Genomic DNA, 15,940 nt, shown 5'->3' with positions numbered 1-15,940 from the left:
ACAAGAGATATAATCAATCGTTACTTATTAATTGTTTTATTATTAGTAATAGTCAGATTTAGATAAATATAAAAAAGAAACCAGGATACGAAAACCCGGTTTCTTTTTTTGAGCCCTCCATTAAGCTTTCTTACGTTCATTTTGCAGAATAGAGATTGATTGCTTCAGTGACTTGATTACGCCGCCTTCACTATATACCAGCACATTGGATTTGTACAGTTTTGCTGAAAACAGAGTTAGAATGATTCCAAATGCCAGTAAGATACCAATTGAAATCAACACCCCAGCCGTAGAAACAGTTTCTGTTGCCAAACGGATCGGCATAATAAAGGATGAAATAAACGGAATATAAGATGTAATTCTTATAATAATATTTTGTGGATCAGCTGTTCCCAATGTCAGACCGATAAAATAACCAATCATTGCCAAGTAAATAATCGGCTGAACTGCTTTTGGTGTATCTTCCGGTTTGGAAACCAATGAACCGCATAATGCCGCCAAAACTGAGTAGACAAAAATTCCCAAAATAACGAGAATAATCGTAAACCAGATAAAGCTTCCCAAAAGACTGTCCAGAGAAATTCCAGATAAGAAGTCTTTAACAATATCAATGTTTTTAAACTGATTATAACCAAGCACGGCAGCAAGAACATAGATAATAATTTGAGTAAAAGCAACCAGTATAACACCTGTCAGCTTCCCGTAGAAGTGTGTTTGCGCTTTTGTGCTTGAAAGGATAACTTCCATAATTCTTGTACCCTTTTCAGACGCAATTTCCTGAGCAATAATTGATGCATAGGTAATAATAATTATCCATAAAATGATTGTCACTGCAAATGAGATACCCGTTTGGATGCCTGTGTTATCTATCCCTGTACTCATCTGACCGTCTTCATCAAAAGTAACTTTTGTTTTTGAAAACGTTGCCGGCTGCTGCAAGCTTGCTGCCTGTTCTGGAGTTAAATTCAGTTTCCCTGCATTAACAGAAGACTGGATACTGTTCAATATTTGTTGAATCATCAGATCAGTTGTGGCACCCAAAGATGATTCAGTATAAAGAGTCCCTTTGATTTCATCATTAGCAGTATCCAAAACAAGAAATCCTTCAATGTCTTCATTTTTCAGCTGCTCCTCGGCCTCTTCTTTTGAATCAACCGCTTTAAATACAAAATTTTCGATTTCTGTTTGGCTTAACTGCTCTGCAACAGCTGGGTTATCTGAAATAATGCCAATTGTATCTGCTTCTGAAAATCCTCCGGATAAGCTAATCGCAGCATACATTACACCCATCAACAGAAACGGTGCCAAAATCATAATCAAAAAGGATACTGATTTAATATTCTTTTTATAAACGTCTAATGCGATAATCCAAAACTTACTCATTTGGTTCACCTGCTTTCATCTTAAATATTTCCTCCAATGTCGGCGGCTGCTGATTAAACATTGAAATATAGCCGAATTGAGTGGCTCTTGTAAAAATTTCCTCACCGGCCTTGGGATCGCTTAGAGTAATATCCATCACGCCATCTCCACGCTTAAAGGCAGAAGCAACACCCTCTACAGAGGATATCTCTTCAACAGTGAGTGCAGATTCCAAAAATACTTTTGTCCGACCAAAGCTTTCTCTGATTTCATGAACTCTCCCATCCAAGACAACAGTTCCGCTTTTCAACATCAGGAGATGATCACAGATTTTTTCCACATTATCCATATTATGACTGGAAAAAATCACACAAGATCCTTTCTCCTTCAGTTCAATAATACCGTCTTTCAACAGCTCTGCATTTACCGGATCAAGACCGCTGAAGGGCTCATCCAAGATAACCAGCTTTGGTTCATGAATTAAGGTTGCAATCAGCTGAACCTTTTGCTGATTTCCTTTTGACAGTGCTTTTACCTTGTCTGTTTTCTTTCCCTTGACTTTAAATTTCTCCATCCATTCGTCAATTTTTGGCTTAATTTCTTTTTTTGACTTCCCTCTAAGTTCAGCAAAATAGATCAGCTGATCTTCAATCGTCGCTTTTGGATACAATCCTCTCTCTTCCGGAAGATAACCTATATCATTATAGTCCTTATCGCTTAATTCATGTCCATTCCACAAAACAGTTCCGCTGTCCTGAGAAAGAAAATCCAGAATCAATCTGAAAGTTGTTGTCTTTCCAGCTCCGTTCTGTCCAATTAATCCCAAAATCTTTCCATCTGGAATGTCAAATGAAACATTATCCACTGCGGTATAGTCCCCAAATGTTTTAACCAAATTTTTTACTTCTAACATTCTTATCCCTCCTGAATTAAACGTATTGACCGTGCTTCACTTCATGAATCTTTGTTGTGATTTATCAAACAGCCAGGTTAGCTGAGATAAACTAAATGAAAAACTAAAATTTTTTTGGCATTCTGCTGATAGCAGCTTCCTTTCGAAAATCTTTCAAAACAACAAACCTTCATCCTATTCTCCTCTTTAAGCAATATCTCCAAACATAAAGCTTAAAATCATACCAACGATTGCTCCGAAAAACATCAAAATAATTAAATCCCGCCAGAGCCGCTGCCGTTTTGCAAAAATCTCCGGCCTATTGAAAAATTTCTTCCGATCTTTATAAAAAAGCATTGAAAACAATATATTTAACAAGACTGAAAACGGCAAAACAGTAAAAATAGTCCCGAAGAAAAAAAGCAAGGCTCGTGAAATAATATACAAAATACCGTGACTGCTGTCAGACTGTCTGGTTAAATAAGTAATAAAATAGATCAACAAACCTATTGGAACATACGTTAGACTTGATTTAAAGTTCCAAAGCCATTCCTGCCGCATTCGGACAGAATAACTGTCTTCATCAGAATAAATCGTTAACGCAGATGGCTCTGCCTGAAAATAATAATACTTTTTCTTGTAGTCGGCAACATATTCCCAGCCTGCTTCTTCATAAATAGTCAAGTACTCGTCAAGCTCTTCTTTACTGCCTGAAAAGAAATCTACTGAAAACTTTTTATCCTCAATTTCACCTTTTTCAAACACGAGAAATCCCAAAGAATTAAGCTTTATGAAATGCCAGCCATGCTTGAGCTGCTCTTTCAGCAGTTCCATTTCCTTTTCGGGATAAAAAGCAACGCCTCTGGAAAATACATAATTTTTATCCTTAATGATCATTTTTTCTACTCCTTTTTTCAGTTAATAATGACTCTCCAACCTGATAAAGAAGCTTTCTTCGATTGATATCCTTCTCAAGGATCTTTAATCCCTGTTCAGAAATCAAATAGATTTTCTTTCGTTCTGCATTTTCCTCTAATGTAATCCAACCACTTTTCTGAAGCTTTTTTAAAATAGTATACATACTTGCAGGACCAATTGTGACTTTCCCCTCTGTCAGTTCATTAACCTGCTTCATAATTGCATATCCATGCTGCGGCTCAAGCAAAGCTAATAAAATCAAGTAGCTTGAATCTGTTAGCATCTCATCCATTGAGTTTCCCTCACTATATCGTGTTTAGATATATCATCCAACGATATAATAACGAACTGCTGTTTATTTGTCAATCCATGATCTTACATTTTTTTCTGATAAACAATATGACAGATAAGATAGATGATCAGGAAGACGCAGCTTATCATCGCTAAAAGTATGCTATAGGTCGGGTTGAAAAAAGCTGTAACAATTGTTGAAACTGCCAGCAAAAACATCAGTATACTTGCAGCTGCTGCCAAGGCGCGATTATTTATTTCCTGATTTCGCTCGTCATATTCTTCTCGTTTATTTTTTTCCATTTTTTGTTTGTTTTGCATCATCAAATTATTCTTTACATAAAAAATAATACCAACAGAAAGCAGACCAACCCCCATTCCTTTTATAAATGAAGCCCGCTGACTCTGTTCGTTTAAAATAAAAAGTGCAATGACCTCCAAAGCAATGCCGACTGCTATCATAGTCAGAAATAATAATCTTCTTCTTTTTAATGCAATAGTGTAATTCTTTGAAGAGGTTGAGTTAATAATTTTTTTGAGTATCATATGTTTTCTTCCTCCAAATCAAATATAAAGATATCCTCAATTGTCTGTCCAAAATACTGCGCCAGTTTATGTGCTAATACCAAAGAAGCTTTATACCGGCCATTTTCCAGTGAAATAATTGTCTGCCTAGTTACATCAACTGCTTCAGCTAATTCATTTTGAGTGACTTTCCTTTCTTTTCTCAGTTTCTGGATATTGTTTTGCACAAAATTCCTCCTTCAAAAAAGTCTAGCTTGCTTTACAAAAATAGTATAGCTGACTTTACAAAGAAAGTAAAGCGAGCTATACAAAATAATGAATGAAAAAATAAGCTTGAATCAAACTTGCTTTTTTCATAAACTTTATATAGTAAGAAAATCTGATGCCATAATAGACAATAGTATAAAAAGGGCTACATCTTAAATTTATCTTGGAAAAATAACTAGTGTCTTGTCCTAAGATTAATCACCTGTATATATCCCCTATGATTCGAATATTAACAAAGGTTTATCAACATAAAATAGAGAAGATAAATATCTGGACATAACACTAGTGCTCTGACCAAATTAAAACTAAGTGGTGCTCCTAATCCAAGAAACGTGCAGCCAGCACGGAAGCAACTCGGTAGAAAATGCCGATTTCATCCCTAACTGGAGTCAAACTAGCTGTAAAGTCGTACACTATTTAACTGAGCTCGCTTCTTCCAAGGAATACTTATTGAAGCTACGCATATCATTTCACTAGAAGAGCTTACACCAGTGAAACTGACAATTCCCCAGTTGCTTTTGAGGTTGCTCGTTCTTGTCATTGAAGCATGCACGTTAACATTTTCTATCTTTGTATATCAGTTATAACCAATCATTTTAATGTAGAAAGTGAGCAAATTCAGAGCACAACAACTTAAATTCTATAGAAAAAATTCAACCTGTTTTCCTGTAAAAAAAATCCCACACAGTGAACCTATCTGCCAGCTATTTCCAGCTGCACATACGTACACCGTGTAGAACTTCCACTTACTCTTTCAACTTCTCTTCTTCTTGATGCAGGTGATTATAGACATTTTGAGCCACATTTTTAGGCAATCCGGCAGCTTTTAAATCATCCAGAGTTGCAGCAGTAATATTTTTTAATGACTTAAACTGACGCAAAAGCTCCTTTTTTCTCTTCGGACCCAACCCTTCAATATCATCCAGTTTTGAAGCAAAACTGTTTTTACTTCTCAGTTGGCGGTGGAAAGTTATCGCAAAGCGGTGAACTTCATCCTGAATCCGCTGCAGCAGAAAAAACTCCTGAGAATTTCTCTCCAATGGAACCACCGAAAGCTCTGGTCCAAACAACAGCTCACTTGTTTTATGTCTGTCGTTTTTAGCCAAACCAGCAATTGGTATGTCCAAACCCAGCTGGTTGGCAAGTACTTCTCTTGCTGCATCCACTTGACCTTTTCCTCCGTCAATCACTATCAGATCTGGGAAAGGCAATCCTTCTTTAAGTACACGAGAATAACGGCGGTAGATGACTTCTCTCATAGAGGCATAATCATCCGGTCCCTTCACCGTTTTTATTTTATATTTTCGATATTCTTTTTTGTCCGGTTTCCCATCAATAAAGACAACCATTGCTGAAACAGGGTCCGTTCCCATAATATTGGAGTTATCAAACGCTTCTATTCGAACAGGTGTAGGAATATTCATTGCATTACCCAAGCGTTCCGCAGCCCCAATTGTTCGTTCCTGTTTTCGGACAATCAGATCAAATTTTTCCTGTAGTGCAACAGCAGCATTTTTCCCAGCCAGTCTAACCAGCTTTTTCTTTTCTCCACGTTGCGGCTGTACAACAGTGGTTGAAAGCAGTGCTTCTACACTTTCCTTATCAATGTTGTCAGGAATCAGCACTTCTTTTGGAATAAAGTGTTCGTTTTCCTGATAAAACTGTCCAATGAATGTTAGAAAATCTTCTTCCGCTTCATTGTAAAATGGAAAAATGGATACATCTCTTTCGATCAGTTTTCCCTGTCTCACAAAGAATACCTGTACACACATCCACCCCTTGTCTACTGCGTATCCGAAGACATCCCGATCCACTAAATCGGCATTAGTCATTTTCTGACGAGTCATCACTGTCTCAATGGACTTAATTAAATCACGGTATTCTGCTGCCTTTTCAAATTCCATCGCTTCTGCTGCCTGACCCATTTTTTCTTCGAGTTCCTTTTCAATTTCCGGATAACCGCCGTTCAAAAAACGTCGAATCTCTCCTACCATTTCAGTATATTTTTCTTTTGGTATATCGAAAACACAAGGTGCCAAGCATTGACCCATATGATAATAAAGACAAACTTCTTTAGGCAGCACCCGACATTTTCTTAATGGAAACAGCCGATCCAGCAAACGTTTGGTATCATTTGCTGCTTTCACGTCTGGATAAGGACCAAAATAAAGTGCTTTGTCTTTCAGGACTTTTCTGGTAATCAGCAGTCGTGGATAGGATTCATTAGTTATTTTTATGAAAGGGTAACTTTTATCATCCTTCAACATGATATTATATTTCGGATCATTTTTGTGAATCAGATTGATTTCCAGCAAAAGCGCCTCAATATTTGATTCAGTAACAATATATTCAAAGTCTTCAATTTCGCTGACAAGTCGTTCAGTTTTTGTATCATGACTTCCTGTAAAGTAAGAACGGACACGGTTTTTAAGAATTTTTGCTTTTCCAACATAAATAACTGTACCGTTTTTATCCTTCATAAGATAGCAGCCAGGCTGATCAGGAAGCAGTGCTAATTTATTTGCAATTCTTTCATTCAAGAAGATTTCCTCCCCCTTTTTACCTGTAGTATTATAACACGAAGTCGGTAAATACGCGACAAGATACGAATGAATGTTCTTATATTGAATAAAGCAATTGGTGAATTCAACTACCCTCCAGATCGAATTGAAATTCACAATAAAAAATGAGATATTCCTCTCATACAAAGAAGAATACCTCAAGATTTCATTTTTTTATAAACAGCAGATAATTAAAGATACTTGCCCACTACGTCAGCCAGTTGCTCTTTTGAATGAACGCCTACCAGTCGTTCAACGACTTCGCCGTCTTTTTTCAGCATTAACGTTGGAATACTTAAAATACCGAAAGAACCCGGTGTTTCCGGATTTTCATCTACATCCATTTTCACAATTTTTAATTCATCTTCATAATCTGCAGCTAACTGGTCCAAAATTGGTGCCTGCATACGGCAAGGGCCGCACCATTCAGCCCAAAAATCAATAAGAACCAAGCCGTCAGCCGTTTCTGCTGCAAATGTTTTATCTGTAATTGCTTCAGTCATCTTTTATTCCTCCTACTTCTAAATACAAATTTATTATAGCATTCCAGGATTCGATAGACCATCATTTTGCTTATCATTAGTAAGAGATGATCAATAAGCTAGGGTGCTTAATAAAATATTTATGGCTAATTAACAGCGGTGATTTCTTCAAGAGATATGTTGATTTTTCACAAACATGATGCAAAAATCCCTTTTGTATAAATGAACTCCTGCTACTACACAGCTCTATTTGAATTTAACGATGGTCGCTCCGTTTCCGCCTTGATTCCCCGGAGCAAATTCAAAGCCCTGAACACTACGGTGATTCTTCAAATAATCAGTTATTCCGGTTCTTAAAGCCCCAGTACCTTTTCCGTGTACGATTGTGACCTGCGGATATCCTGCCAATATGGCGGCATCCAAATACCGATCGACTTCCTCCAGTGCTTCTTCATATCGTTTGCCTCGAAGGTCCAGCTGATTAGGAACATGACTTGATTCGACAGAGCGTATAGTGGTCATTTTCTGAACCGGTTCCTTTTCTTTCCCAACGAGTGTCATGTCTTCCTCACTTACAGCCATTTTCAGAATCCCCAGTTGAACCTGCCAGGTATCTGTTCCTGTTTTTTTCAAGAGTACTCCTCGTTGTCCATACGTATTGACAATCACTTCGTCTCCAGCTTTCAGCTGTTTCTGCTCTCTCGCTTTCTTCAGCACCTTGTTCTGTTTCAGGTGCCCCTCTTCCTGATGAAGATTAGACAATTTCGTTTTTGCATCGATCAATTGATGTTCTTTCACACCACCCTGATTTCCTCCTGCAAGCTGAAGTTTACGAATATCAGAAATGATTTTTTCAGCTTCTTCCTGTGCCTCGCTTACCAGCTTGTTTGCTTCTTTACGTGCTTTCGCCATTTCCTTTTCACGTTCATCAAGAAAATAATTGTAAGCTTCTTTCAAGTCTTTAAACAGACCCTGAGACTCATCCACGAAATGCCGAACTTCCAGATACTCGGTTTCGGCCATTTTTCTGCGATTTTCCAAATCTGCAATCATTTCATTCAGGTCTTGACTTTCACCGTCCATAATTTGTTTTGCTTCATTGATAATCACTTCCTCAAGACCCAGTCTTCTTGAAATTTCAAATGCATTGCTTCGTCCCGGAACACCAATAAGCAAACGATAAGTCGGACTCAAGGTATCCACATCAAATTCCATACTTGCGTTAATCGTTTTCGCTCGATTATAGCCGTACACCTTAAGCTCAGGATAATGGGTAGTTGCCACAACATATGCACTTTTGCTTCCTAAAGCATCCAGTATCGAAATAGCCAAGGCAGCTCCTTCCTGCGGATCGGTTCCAGCTCCCAGCTCATCAAACAGCACCAGAGAATTGCTGTCCACTTTTTTTAGAACATCTACAATGGTTGTCATATGAGAAGAAAACGTACTTAAACTTTGTTCGATGGACTGTTCATCCCCAATATCCGCAAAAACTTCCTTAAAGATTCCAATGACACTTTCTTCCTCTGCAGGTATCGGCAAACCAGACTGTCCCATCAGCTGCAGCAATCCCAACGTTTTTAATGTAATTGTTTTTCCACCCGTATTTGGTCCTGTAATGACGATTGCCTGATAATCCTCGCCTAAAGCAATGTCATTCGCAACAGCCATGTCCGGGTCCAACAGCGGATGACGTGCCTGTTTTAAGAAGATGTGATTTTCAAGACTCAGTTCAGGAACAATCGCTTTCAGCTCTTTCCCAAGTCGTGCCTTCGCATTAATGAAATCAAATTTTCCTATTACGTATGCATTATGGATAATTTCCTGCTGGTAAGGGACCAATTCTGCAGACAGCTCTGAAAGGATACGTTCAATCTCATTTCGTTCTGCAATCTGATGCTGGCGCAGCCGATTGTTCAATTCCACAATCTGCTTTGGTTCGATAAATAATGTTTGCCCCGAAGAACTTTGATCATGCACAACGCCGCCAAATATACCTCGGTATTCCTGCTTTACCGGAATAACATAACGTTCATTTCTCATTGTGACAATTGCATCACTCAGATAACGGGCATTCTTCCCCCGTACAATACCGTCCAGCTGTTCCCGGATAGTCTGTTCACTGCGTCGAATATTATTTCGAATAATTCTCAGCTCAGGTGAAGCTTCATCCTGAACCTGACCGTCTTCTGCAATTGATGCTCGCAATTTTCTGCTGAGCTCAGGGATAGTCACCAACTGATCAAGCCATTCATAAATTCGAAGCAGCTCGATTTCGCTGTCTTTTAAATCTTCAAAAAAGCGAATTACTTCATTTACCGTGGAAAGCACCCGACCAATTTGAGCCAGTTCAAGACCATTCAAATCAGCACCGATTTCAATTCGTTTCATATGCGGTCTGATATTCTCAAGTTTTGGAATCGGGATTCCTCCCCGCAAGCGCTGAACTTTATAGCCGTCTTCAGTTTCATTCAGCCAGGATTGTATCACTTGACTATCGTCACTGGGAACCAGTTTCTCCACTTCATCTTTTCCCTGTGCCGTAACGAGATACTCTGCCATCCGCTGCTTCACTTTATCAAAGTTTAGCGTTGTTAATATTTTTTCGTTCAATTTTTTCACCTACTCTTCTTTTTTCTTCATTATCAGTACAAAAAAAGCTGAAACAAAGAACCTAACGGACATTGTCTCAACCTCTCATTAAAATTCCAGCTTGTGTTAACCGATCATTTGTTTTACCCAGAGATCATAAATCTGCTTGGAAAATATCGGTGTGTCATTTACCATAAATCTTGCCAGCCCACTGTTTTCAAACTGATTCTGTATGATATCCATGGGAATCATCGCCAGGGCATTTAAAATTAGAAATAAGCCTATATACAGTACAACCGTGCTCAAAATTCCGCCGGCTATCCAATCTGCCTGTTTTAGTATGGGCAAAAACGTCAGTCCATGAGCAAAAATTGCAATAAAACGAACGATCAGCCAGCCAATAAACAGAATGATCAAAAAGGCAATTGCTCCATAAAATGCCTTATCCAGCTCAAACACAATTTCCTGATTAAATAATACCAGCTTTGTTTCTTCCGATGCCGAAGGATACGGGATATACAGTTCAAGATGTGAAGCCAGTTCTTTATAATTGCTCTTCGCTACCAAATACGAGATAGAATAGCCCACACTATATAATATTTGTAAAACAAATCCTCGCTTAGCTCCAGTATAAAAGCCGACTGCTAAAATGAAAAGTATCAGTAATGTTAACATCCTGCCATCCTTTCAAGATTAATTTTCCTGATTTTCTTGAGTTCCTTTGTTCTGAATCTGCTGTTTACGGTTTTCATTAAGAATCTGCTGAGCTTCCATATGATTATGAATTTCAACATCCTCCTTGCCATTTTTCTTCAGAACTCCCTTTGCCTCTGCTTCAATGGCTTCAATGCGCTTAATTCTATTTTCAAGCTCCGTAACTCTAATCGTACGGCGTTTCAGCTCTTCCACTTCATGTCTTAATTTAAGCACCTCTTCCTGTTTCTTCAATTGATCGGAAACAGCATTCACTGCCAACAGGACAGAGGCCTGTTCAGTGTTGGTTTGAGGAGACATATGCTTAATTTCTGCAAGTTGTTCATTTACGATTCTGGTGACCATATCCATATGTTTTTTACTTTCCTGCCCAATGATTGTATACGTATGATTTGCTATCACGGCTTTATATCTTGTTTTCTCTTTTGCCATGTTTTTCCCCTCCTGTACTAACCCATAACCCACATTATACCATGAATCACCGCTAAAAGTTATTTCCGGTGAATAATCCTATATCATTATATGCTAGTTATTGGAAAAATTAAAGGTTTAAGCCAATTATTCTTATGTGCTTTAAAGAGAATTAAAACACTTTCTTTCCTAATGAGCAATATCCTCAACAGATGTCATACAAAAAGTTTCATTTACTCTTTTGTTTTCCATTTAAGCTCTAAAATAATAACAGGAAATAAATAAACCCATGCCAGAAAAAATATACCATTATTAGATAGAATATGCTAATGTATGCTCTATATTCTTTGGAATTAATTATCATTTGATTTTAACGGATTGGTTGCAGTAAATCAGTAACGTGAACGAATAAACTGGTATTTCATTTTTGCTGTATACCACCTTTTAGTTCCACCCTATCACCTTGCCGCCTGCTTGCTTCTCTTATCAAATCAATTCTAAAAAAAAAACAAAGATGCTTTGAGTCGAGCTCGCAGCATCTTCGGTTTTTCATTAATCCTTTCTTACAGCATATCAAACAGAGACAGCTGGTTCTCATCAGGTAAATCCTTTAGAACACCATTTTCATTCATATATTCAATCAGCGTTTTAGATACCTTTCCTCTGGTCGCCAGGTCTTCTTTAGAAAGAAACGGTTCTTCTCTTGCTTCGACAATTGACTTCGCCACATTCATACCCAAACTTGGTACTGCGCGGAATGGCGCAATCAGCGTGTTCCCGTCGATAACAAAATTTTCTGCATCAGATTTGTATAAATCTATCATACTGAAATTATAGCCCCGTTCAATCATCTCATTGGCAAGCTCCAGCACCGTTAGGAGATTTTTCTCTTTCGTTGAAGCTTCCAGACCTTTATCCTGAATTTCCTTCATTCGTGCTTTAACGGCATCCTTTCCCTGTGACATAGCCACAAGATCAAAATCATCTGCACGAACTGAAAAATAGGCACAATAATACAAGATTGGGAAGTAGACCTTAAAATAGGCTACCCGCAAGGCCATCAATACATAAGCAGCTGCATGGGCTTTCGGGAACATGTATTTGATTTTTGAACAGGAATCAATGTACCATTCAGGAACATTGTTTTCACGCATCGCCTTTAGATACGTATCCCGTAAGTCATCCGGAATTTTATTCCACTGCCCTTTACGCACTGTTTCCATTATTTTAAAGGCCATACCGTCATCCAAGCCGGCATGAATCAAATACACCATGATATCGTCCCGACAGCCGATAACCTCTGCCAGAGTGGCTTCACCCTTACGAATCAGCTCTTCCGCATTTCCCAACCATACATCAGTTCCGTGAGAAAGTCCGGAAATCTGCAACAGCTCCGCAAATGTTGATGGATGTGTCTCTTCCAGCATTCCACGGACAAAACGAGTTCCAAACTCTGGAATTCCCAAAGTACCTGTTTTCGAGAATATCTGATCCGGCTCAACGCCTAAAACATTCGTCCCTTCAAAAATCCTCATCACTTCCGGATCATCTGTTGGAATTGTTTTAGGATCAATTCCAGATAAATCCTGAAGCATTCTAATTACAGTCGGATCATCATGTCCCAGTATATCCAGTTTTAATACATTGTCATGAATAGAATGGAAATCAAAGTGAGTGGTTTTCCATTCTGCATTTTGATCATCAGCCGGAAACTGAATCGGCGTAAAATCATATACATCCATATAATCCGGGATAACAATAATCCCGCCTGGATGCTGTCCGGTTGTCCGTTTAACTCCAGTTGATCCTTTTGCCAGCCGATCAATTTCTGCTCCGCGAAAATTCAAATTGTGATCCCGCTCATAACCTTTCACATAGCCATACGCTGTTTTATCTGCTACCGTACCTATTGTACCTGCACGGTAAACATACTCTTCTCCAAAGAGAATTTTTGTATAACCATGGGCTTCTGCCTGATAATCTCCTGAAAAGTTCAAGTCAATATCGGGTACCTTGTCTCCATGGAAACCAAGGAATGTTTCAAATGGAATATCATGACCATCTTTAAATAGTCTGGCTCCGCATTCAGGACATTTTTTTTCCGGCATATCATATCCGGAACCATAGGACCCGTCTTCAAAAAATTCAGAGTACTTGCAATTTGGACAATGATAATGAGGTGCTAATGGATTAACCTCTGTAATCCCTGTCATTGTGGCCACAAAGCTGGACCCAACTGAACCCCGTGATCCTACAAGATAGCCATCCTCCATACTCTTGTGAACCAGTTTTTGAGAGATCAGATAGATTACTGAGAAGCCGTTCCCAATAATACTGTCCAGTTCTTTTTTTAAACGTTTTTCCACGATATCCGGTAATGGTTCTCCATAAAGTTCTTTCGCTCTAGAATAACTTAAATTCCTGATTTCATCCTCAGAGCCCGGAATTTTGGGTGTATATAAGTCATCCTTAACCGGTGTAATTTCTTCACACATATCAGCAATTGCGTTGGTATTCTCCACAACAATTTTTTTTGCGGTGTCTTCTCCAAGAAAGTTGAAAGCTGTTAGCATTTCATCCGTAGTTCTAAAATGAACTAACGGCAGACTATGACGATTTAACGGGTTTGCGCCTCCCATTGAGCCAATCAGAATTTTACGATAGACACTGTCTTCCTCATTCAGATAATGAACATTTCCTGTAGCTGCTACAGGGATATTCAACTCGTCACCGATTTTAACAAGATTCGAGATAATTTCTTCCAAATCTGCTTCACTTTTAACCAGCTCTTGTTCAAGTAAAGGCGCATAGACAGCCTTGGGCATTACTTCGATGTAGTCGTAAAATTTTGCCCGGTTCTTTGCTTCTTCCACCCCTTTTTGCATCATTGCTTCAAAAATTTCGCCGCTTGAGCATGCTGACCCAATAATTAGCCCTTCTCTCAGTTTATTCAGCTGAGAACGTGGAATTCTCGGAATACGGAAAAAGTAATTCACATTTGACATAGAAATTAATTTAAATAAATTTTTCAGTCCAGCTTGTGTAGCAGCCAGAATTGTTGCATGGAAAGGACGCGCTCGTTTATAAGAATCACCCTCACCAATGTGCATGTTCAGCTCATCGTGATAGTGCATATTATGATTTTCTTTTGCATCTTTCAAGAAAATCCAGCAAAGATGTCCCGTTGATTCTGAATCATAAATCGCCCGGTGATGCTGTTCAAGATTGACACCAAATTTTTTGGACAGCGTATTTAATCGGTGACTCTTAAAAGTTGGATGTAAATAACGAGACAGTTCAAGTGTATCAATGACGGGATTATCTGCTTCCGGAATACCATATTTGCCGTAGCTTGTATTTAAGAAGCCCATATCAAATGAAGCGTTGTGGGCAACAAGAATCGTCCCTTCCGCAAATTCTTTAAATAACCGGAGTACTTCTTCTTCCGATTTAGAACCGCGAACCATTTCATCCGTAATCCCGGTTAAATTAATGGTTGTTTGTGACAAGGGGTGTCCGGGATCAATGAATTGTTCAAATGTATCAATAATATTTCCTTTATGCATCTTGACAGCTGCCAACTCGATAATGGTATCATAAACAGCTGATAAACCAGTAGTTTCCACGTCAAACACAACATAGGTGGCATCCGTTAACTCAATATGTGCCTCGTTATAGGCAATTGGAACGCCATCATCAACAATGTTTGCTTCCACACCGTAAAGAATTTTTACTCCGGCCTTTTTCCCTGCACTATGCGCATCCGGAAAAGACTGAGCTCCTCCATGATCTGTAATCGCAATTGCCTTATGTCCCCACTTGCCTGCCTGAGCAACCAGATCGCCAATATTATTGGTAGCATCCATTGTACTCATGTTGCTGTGAAGATGCAGCTCAACTCGTTTTTCCCCTTCAGGTGCATAATCTTTTCTGGCCTCGTGGCTGACTTCCATCAAGTCCTGAGCATTCATAACTAAATCACGCATAAAAGTATCTTCCTGGATACTCCCCCTGACGCGAATCCAGCTGTTACTCCTTATTGCTTCGAAAATCTGTTCATCTTTCTCACCATTTGAGAATTTCTTTACAATAAATGACGAAGTATAATCAGTAATCTTCAGGATTAAAATTTTTCGTTTTGAACGAAGCTCCCGGATTTCTTTATCAAAGATATAACCTTCAATCGTGACCCGGCGTTCTTCCTCCAAAATATTTCCCATTGGTATAATCACTTCATCATTGGGTATATTTCTTCCCAGCTTCACTGGTCCGTCCAATGCTCCGACAGCATTTTGCTTTTCTTTTTTACGCTGCTCATGTTTTACAAGAGACTCAGCTGCCTGTTGCTGAAACGCTTCAGCCTGTTCCTGTTTCCGCTCTTCAAAAAGCTTCAGTACACGTTCTGCCTGCTGCTGATCCATTTTAGGCTCAATATGAAATTTTTTAAACCCGTATTGTGTATATAAATTTTCAATGATTGGTAAATACTGCTGTTTCAAATAAGATATCACTGCTTCATTATCAACAGGTAAAATCACTCTTTGATCTTGAATAACAGGTGTTTGATTTTTTACGACACGTTGAACAAGCGGAGAATCACATTGATAATTTAACAAAGCGAGCTGCCAATAATCAGTCAGCTGCTCTTCTGAATAGCTTCCGCCGTTTAATGTCTGAAAGCTGACTGAAACACCGGCAATCTGTTGAAATGCCAGTTCAATATGCTGTATGAATGACTGATAAAGCATAACCGGCAAAATCTCAGGGATTTCCAAATGAAATTCCCATACACGGCTTTTTTGATGAACAACAACTTTTTTTATTTTTCCCTCTTGAAGAATAGGGTGTTCTCTTTCTGAATCTTCCAGTTGAATCTGATCCAACAACTTGATGAATAATTCTTTTTCCTGCTCCAAAAAATGAAC

12 protein-coding genes are annotated in these 15,940 nt (G+C 38.6%); all 12 read right to left on the bottom strand.

Translation table 11 applies throughout. The features are described 5' to 3' along the window. Positions 1-120: 120 nt before the first annotated feature. Positions 121-1,383 (bottom strand): ABC transporter permease, encoded by a 1,263-nt coding sequence (locus IW492_RS04715; RefSeq protein ID WP_202065983.1) that lies wholly within the window; start codon positions 1,381-1,383, stop codon positions 121-123. Further along, positions 1,376-2,275, bottom strand: a complete 900-nt coding sequence (locus IW492_RS04710) for an ABC transporter ATP-binding protein (RefSeq protein ID WP_202065981.1) — start codon at positions 2,273-2,275, stop codon at positions 1,376-1,378. Before IW492_RS04710 ends, IW492_RS04715 begins: the two co-directional genes overlap by 8 nt. Positions 2,276-2,461: 186 nt before the next feature. Beyond that, on the bottom strand, positions 2,462-3,151 hold the full coding sequence (locus IW492_RS04705) for a DUF2812 domain-containing protein (RefSeq protein WP_202065979.1): 690 nt from the start codon (positions 3,149-3,151) through the stop codon (positions 2,462-2,464). Beyond that, positions 3,141-3,464, bottom strand: a complete 324-nt coding sequence (locus IW492_RS04700; RefSeq protein WP_202065977.1) for a PadR family transcriptional regulator — start codon at positions 3,462-3,464, stop codon at positions 3,141-3,143. Before IW492_RS04700 ends, IW492_RS04705 begins: the two co-directional genes overlap by 11 nt. Before the next feature lie 83 nt (positions 3,465-3,547). After that, a complete protein-coding gene (locus IW492_RS04695) occupies positions 3,548-4,009 on the bottom strand; it encodes a DUF6442 family protein (protein WP_202065974.1) in 462 nt (153 codons plus the stop codon). Continuing rightward, entirely contained in the window at positions 4,006-4,215 is a 210-nt protein-coding gene (locus IW492_RS04690; RefSeq protein ID WP_202065964.1) for a helix-turn-helix transcriptional regulator, read from the bottom strand. The genes IW492_RS04695 and IW492_RS04690 overlap by 4 nt, the downstream gene beginning before the upstream one ends. Positions 4,216-5,001: 786 nt before the next feature. Continuing rightward, positions 5,002-6,795 carry an excinuclease ABC subunit UvrC gene (gene uvrC / locus IW492_RS04685; protein WP_202065961.1) on the bottom strand — a complete coding sequence of 598 codons (1,794 nt, stop codon included), beginning with the start codon at positions 6,793-6,795 and terminating at the stop codon, positions 5,002-5,004. Positions 6,796-7,007: 212 nt separating this feature from the next. Further along, complete coding sequence (gene trxA / locus IW492_RS04680) at positions 7,008-7,319, bottom strand: thioredoxin (protein WP_202065958.1); 312 nt, start codon at positions 7,317-7,319, stop codon at positions 7,008-7,010. 225 nt (positions 7,320-7,544) lie between these two features. After that, complete coding sequence (locus IW492_RS04675; RefSeq protein WP_202065944.1) at positions 7,545-9,911, bottom strand: endonuclease MutS2; 2,367 nt, start codon at positions 9,909-9,911, stop codon at positions 7,545-7,547. 105 nt (positions 9,912-10,016) lie between these two features. Further along, entirely contained in the window at positions 10,017-10,565 is a 549-nt protein-coding gene (locus IW492_RS04670; RefSeq protein WP_202065941.1) for a CvpA family protein, read from the bottom strand. Positions 10,566-10,583: 18 nt separating this feature from the next. Beyond that, positions 10,584-11,036: a cell division protein ZapA gene (gene zapA / locus IW492_RS04665; RefSeq protein ID WP_202065938.1), complete on the bottom strand. Its 453-nt coding sequence runs from the start codon at positions 11,034-11,036 to the stop codon at positions 10,584-10,586. Positions 11,037-11,578: 542 nt separating this feature from the next. Then, positions 11,579-15,931: a PolC-type DNA polymerase III gene (locus tag IW492_RS04660; protein WP_202065921.1), complete on the bottom strand. Its 4,353-nt coding sequence runs from the start codon at positions 15,929-15,931 to the stop codon at positions 11,579-11,581. Between the last annotated feature and the right edge of the window lie 9 nt (positions 15,932-15,940).

It is taken from the genome of Enterococcus sp. BWB1-3, assembly GCF_016745275.1.
In the GTDB taxonomy this organism is placed as follows: Bacteria; Bacillota; Bacilli; order Lactobacillales; family Enterococcaceae; genus Enterococcus_L.
The sequence above is the reverse complement of the archived record's forward strand: the minus strand, read 5'-3'. Positions and strand labels throughout refer to the sequence as shown.

Excerpts from the sequence above, each read along its gene's own strand:
- trxA (WP_202065958.1), bottom strand. The coding sequence starts at position 7,319 with ATGACTGAAGCAATTACAGATAAAACATTTGCAGCAGAAACGGCTGAC.
- IW492_RS04670 (WP_202065941.1), bottom strand. The coding sequence starts at position 10,565 with ATGTTAACATTACTGATACTTTTCATTTTAGCAGTCGGCTTTTATACT.
- IW492_RS04710 (WP_202065981.1), bottom strand. The coding sequence starts at position 2,275 with ATGTTAGAAGTAAAAAATTTGGTTAAAACATTTGGGGACTATACCGCA.
- IW492_RS04695 (WP_202065974.1), bottom strand. The coding sequence starts at position 4,009 with ATGATACTCAAAAAAATTATTAACTCAACCTCTTCAAAGAATTACACT.
- IW492_RS04705 (WP_202065979.1), bottom strand. The coding sequence starts at position 3,151 with ATGATCATTAAGGATAAAAATTATGTATTTTCCAGAGGCGTTGCTTTT.
- IW492_RS04700 (WP_202065977.1), bottom strand. The coding sequence starts at position 3,464 with ATGGATGAGATGCTAACAGATTCAAGCTACTTGATTTTATTAGCTTTG.
- IW492_RS04715 (WP_202065983.1), bottom strand. The coding sequence starts at position 1,383 with ATGAGTAAGTTTTGGATTATCGCATTAGACGTTTATAAAAAGAATATT.
- zapA (WP_202065938.1), bottom strand. The coding sequence starts at position 11,036 with ATGGCAAAAGAGAAAACAAGATATAAAGCCGTGATAGCAAATCATACG.